The organism is Bartonella capreoli, assembly GCF_902813205.1.
In the GTDB taxonomy this organism is placed as follows: Bacteria; Pseudomonadota; Alphaproteobacteria; order Rhizobiales; family Rhizobiaceae; genus Bartonella; species Bartonella schoenbuchensis.
The window spans coordinates 1-4,593 of the sequence record NZ_CADDZX010000021.1 but is presented as its reverse complement, the minus strand read 5'-3'; the positions used below and the strand labels follow the sequence as shown (position 1 = coordinate 4,593).

Annotated in this window: 2 protein-coding genes; both read right to left on the bottom strand. The window is 50.8% G+C overall.

Translation table 11 applies throughout. The features are described from left to right. Positions 1–180: 180 nt before the first annotated feature. Positions 181–1,986 carry a right-handed parallel beta-helix repeat-containing protein gene (locus tag J7R05_RS06735; protein WP_208541710.1) on the bottom strand — a complete coding sequence of 602 codons (1,806 nt, stop codon included), beginning with the start codon at positions 1,984–1,986 and terminating at the stop codon, positions 181–183. Continuing rightward, positions 1,943–4,498: a hypothetical protein gene (locus J7R05_RS06730; RefSeq protein ID WP_208541709.1), complete on the bottom strand. Its 2,556-nt coding sequence runs from the start codon at positions 4,496–4,498 to the stop codon at positions 1,943–1,945. Before J7R05_RS06730 ends, J7R05_RS06735 begins: the two co-directional genes overlap by 44 nt. Positions 4,499–4,593 lie beyond the last annotated feature (95 nt).

Genomic DNA, 4,593 nt, shown 5'->3' with positions numbered 1-4,593 from the left:
CGATAACACACACAAACAAACATGATGATTGAACACACGACGCATAACCATAACCCACTATGCTCTTGAAACCTTTCAGATTAAAAGAGAAAAACTATTCTTTAAAAAAAAGAAAATCAAAACAAAACCATACCTGAACGTCTCAAACCCCTAAACAAAATCCCCCTGAAGGTCTTCTATTCAAAACAAGAAAAAATAAACAAAACACTCACACACAATGCAAAAAAAACATACATGAAAGCATAAATAAGTCATAGTAACCCCCATTAAAGCAACCCCACCCTGCTTGAGAAGAATCCCGTGCTCTCCTGTAAATGTTATCTCGCCTCCCTCCATTTTGACATCCCCCTGTGTAACAGTTATAGCCTTATCAACATTGGTAAAAGTTGTGCCTTTCATCAACACCTGCCCATACCCCAGCTCTATCCCCGTTCCACTACCAGGCCCCGTAATTTTAACCCCATTTAAAAAAGCATGCCCGCTTACAAGATTGATACCATAATCTCTTTTAAAAATAATGGACCCTTTGTCCATCACCAGCAATCCACTCGTCACCCTTGCTCCCATTTCAACCTGAGAAATATTCACATCCCTCATCATGACTTCTCCTAAGTTACTCACCCCTACCCCTGTGCCTGTAGCTGTAGCTTTGCTCGTATCACCTTGTCTTGTAATGCTAAAACCAGTTAACAAAGCCTGCCCCCCTGAGACATCAATACCATGGCCTCCTGTAAAGGTAATGGATCCTCCCTCCATGCGCATAATACCTCCCCTCTCAACAGTCATACCACTTCTCACATTGGTAAAGTTTGTCTCTTTCAACCACACAGCTCCCCCATTTGCTACCTTGACACCCTGCCCCTTACCTCCATTTCCTGTCATTGTTAGCTTTTCTGCCAGAACCACTCCATCTTCAACCTTGATGAAGTTAGCATTAGAACCATTACTCTTATACCTCATAGTAATCCCCTTTAAAGCAGCCCTTCCCTGCTTAAAATAAATCCCATGCTCTCCTTTAAACTCTACCGACCCTTCAACCATGACCACAACCGCTTCTTCGATAGTCATACCTTTTGCGACATCTCTCAAATGCGTCTCTTTCAACCACATCACTCCATCCGACATCTCCACCCCCGTTGCGACATTTGAAATCTCCACCTGTTTCATCATCACCTTTTCCCCCATCGCATATACCCCCGTCCCACTTCCCTTCCCACTTCCCGTAATCTTCACACCCGTCAAACTAGCCCTTGTCACCTTTTTCCCCACATACACCCCATACCCATAATTCCCCACAAACTCAATCTTTGTCCCATCCTTCACCGTCAAGCTCTTACCCCCCATCATTGCTATCCCCGCCTTAACCCCTTTTATCGACCCCCTACTCACCGTCAAACTCCCACCCTCCACCCAAACCCCCACCCCCTTACTCCCATTATTCCCACTTCCTGTAATCTCCACATTCGTCAAACTAGTATTCTTCACCCTCTTCCCCGCATACACCCCATAATTCCCCGTAAACTCAATCCTCGTCCCATCCTTCACCTTCAACACCCCATACCCCATCATTTTTATCCCCTCCTTAACCCCCTTTATCTCCCCTCCTATCACCATCAACACCCCACCCATCGCATATACCCCCGTTTCAACTTGTGAAACATTCACCCCACTCACCGTCACCTCTCCCCCCATCGCATACACCCCGTATCCACTCCCACTTCCCCCCCTTCCCTCAATCGTCACGCCCGTCAACTCAGCCCTCACCCCTTTCCCCACATACACCCCATAATCCCTCATAAACCCAATCTTCCCCCCACTAACCGTCAAGCTCTTACCCTCCATCCAAATCCCCGTTTCAACATTTGAAATATCCACCCTCTCCAACGTCACATCAGCATTCCCCTTCGCATATACCCCCTTGCTCCCACCTCCCCCATTTCCCCTAATCGACCCCCCCCTCCACCCAAACCCCCATCCCCGACCCACTTCCCTTTCCCTTAATCTCCACCCCCGCCAAAGTAGTACTCTTCACCAATCCCCCCACATACACCCCATACTTCCCCTCAAACTCAATCTTTGTCCCCCCCTTCACCGTCAAGCTCTTACCCCCCGTCGCATATATCCCCGTTGCAACCTCTGAAATATTCACCCTCTCCAACGTCACAGTAGCCGTCCCCCCCTTCACATATATCCCATCCCCCTTCCCCTTTCCCATAATCGTCACATTCGTCAAAGTAGCCTTTGTCACCGATTCCCCCACATACACCCCATAATCCCCCGTAAACTCAATCCTTGTCCCATCCTCCACCATCAACGTCCCCGTCCCCTCCATCTGCACCCCCGTTGCAACCTCTGAAATATTCACCCCCTCCAACGTCACATTCCCGCTCCCCCCCGTCGCAAATACCCCCGTCCCCCCACTCCCATTTCCCCTAATCGTCCCCTCCTTCACCATCAACACCCCACCCTCCATCCAAATCCCCGTTCCAACATTTGAAATATCCACCCCCTCCACCATCAACACCCCACCCCCCGTCACATATACCCCCTTCCCACCCCCATTCCCCTTCACCGTCAAACTCCCACCCGTCATCATCACCGTCCCCCCACTCACATTAAGCCCATCCCCACTCCCCGTAACATTAATCTTCGTCGTCCCCGTCATCATCAACGTCCCCCCACTCACATTAAGCCCCTTCCCATTCCCCGTAACATCAATCGTCGTCGTTCCATTCATCATCACCGTCCCCCCCGTCACATACATCCCCGTCCCAACCCCCGTAACATTAATCGTTGTCATCCCACTCATCATCAACGTCCCACTCTTTGCATATATCCCCGACCCACTCCCCCCAACCTTAATCGTCGTCTTCCCCTCCAACTTCAACGTCCCCCCATCCACCTCCACCCCCGTATCAACATCCTTCATCGTCACACTCGTCAACGTCACATTAGCATTCCCCTTCACCTCCACCCCCGTCCCCGTACTCCCATTTCCCGTAATCGATCCCATCACCATAGTAGCCTTCCCCCCACTCACACTCATCCCCGTCCCATCCCGCCCAACCGTAATCGATCCACCCATCATCACCACCTTCCCCCCACTCACATCCAGCCCCGTCCCACTTCCCTTCACCGTAATCGTCGTCGTCCCCTCCATCATCACCGTCCCACTCCCATCCACCATCACCCCCTTCCCACTCCCCGTAACATTAATCGTCGTCGTCCCCTCCATCTCCACCTTCCCACTCTTTGCATATATCCCCTTCCCACTCCCCGTAACATCAATCGTCGACTCCCCAAGAATCTTCACCTTCCCCCCATCCACCTCCACCCCCGTATCAACATCCTTCATCGTCACACTCGTCAACGTCACATTCCCGCTCCCCCCAGTCACATATACCCCCTTGCTCCCACCTCCCCCATTTCCCCTAATCTCCCCACTCATCATCATCACCGTCCCCCCAATCACCTCCATCCCCGTCCCACCCCCCTGAAGTGTAACCGTCGTCCCCATCATCTCCACCCTCCCATTACTCACATACATCCCTGTCCCCCCACTCCCCCCAACATCAATCTTCGACCCCCCATTCAACGTCAACGTCCCATTCGTCACCCTTGCCCCCGTTTCAAGCTGCATCAACTTCACACTCGTCAACGTCAACGTCCCCTCCCCCATCTTCAACACCCCCATCCCATTTCCCCCACTCCCCTTAATCGTCATATCCATCACATTAGCATTCCCCTCCACCTCCATCCCCGTCCCATTCCCCCCAACCGTAATCGTCGCCCCTCCCCCTCTTACAGTAGCTATCCCCTTCGTCCCCTTAATCTTCATCCCCATTTTGACATTCTTCATCGTCACCCCCTCCATCAACATCACCTTCCCCCCATTCTCGATCAACACCCCCACCCCATCTCCACTCCCACTCCCCGTCATCGTCACCTCCTTCATCAACATCACCTCCCCCCCATTCTTCACCTCAATCACAGGACCTGCATCTCTCCCTGCCCTCACCCCAATCGTCCCCTTAACAACCGTAACAGAAGACCCCGACCCACTCACTTCTATCCCCTTCTTCACATCTGTAACATCAACACCCCCCACCAACGCCAGCTCCCCTCCACGTTCCACCTTAATCGCTGTCTTTTGACTACTACCACTACTATCCCTAACCGTCAGCTTACTCTTTATCCTAATCTTTGTCTCCCTCCCCCTCCCATTGTACACTGTCACAGCAACCTCACTAGAGTACTTACTCATATCTATATTTCGATTCTCACCACTCAGCTCACCCCATCCACCATCAACACTCCACCCACTCCCATCTGGCCTCGTCCCATCACACACAATTGGCTGATTCTCCCCACCACTATCCACCCCCTGACAATTCTTTCCAGCATAGACTTTATTCTGAGAAGTCATAAGAGCAAGACCAGCTAGAATAGCTGTCGATAACACACAGAAACAAACATGATGATTGAACACACGACGCATAACCATAACCCACTATGCTCTTGAAACCTTTCAGATTAAAAGAGAAAAACTATTCTTTAAAAAAAAGAAAATCAAAACAAAATCATACCTGAACG

Excerpts from the sequence above, each read along its gene's own strand:
- J7R05_RS06730 (WP_208541709.1), bottom strand. The coding sequence starts at position 4,498 with ATGCGTCGTGTGTTCAATCATCATGTTTGTTTCTGTGTGTTATCGACA.